Raw genomic sequence first — 282 nt, forward strand, 5'->3', positions numbered from 1 at the left:
CGGCGACGCTGCGCACGCTGCTCGACACCGGCGAACTGCGGGACAACCTGTCGATCACGCTGCATCGTCTTGCGCTCGGTTTCGCGATCGGCGCGACCGGCGGCGCCGCGTTCGGCGTCCTGCTCGCGCGCAGCCGGCTGTTCTCCGACTACCTGCGGCCGACCTTCGACCTGCTGCGGCAACTCCCGACGCTCACGCTGATTCCGCTGCTGATCCTGCTGATCGGCGTCGACGAGCAGTTGAAGCTCGTCGTGGTCGGCAAGGCCGTGTTCTTCCCGGTCG

1 protein-coding gene is annotated in these 282 nt (G+C 68.4%); it reads left to right on the top strand.

Annotated elements, in window-relative coordinates; translation table 11 throughout:
- Positions 1–282, top strand: a 282-nt coding sequence (locus tag AAEZ05_RS28270) for an ABC transporter permease family protein (RefSeq protein WP_502947802.1), incomplete at both ends; no start/stop codon positions are given.

It is taken from the genome of Pseudomonas sp. HY13-MNA-CIBAN-0226, from assembly GCF_040310305.1.
Taxonomy (GTDB): Bacteria; Pseudomonadota; Gammaproteobacteria; order Pseudomonadales; family Pseudomonadaceae; genus Aquipseudomonas; species Aquipseudomonas gregormendelii.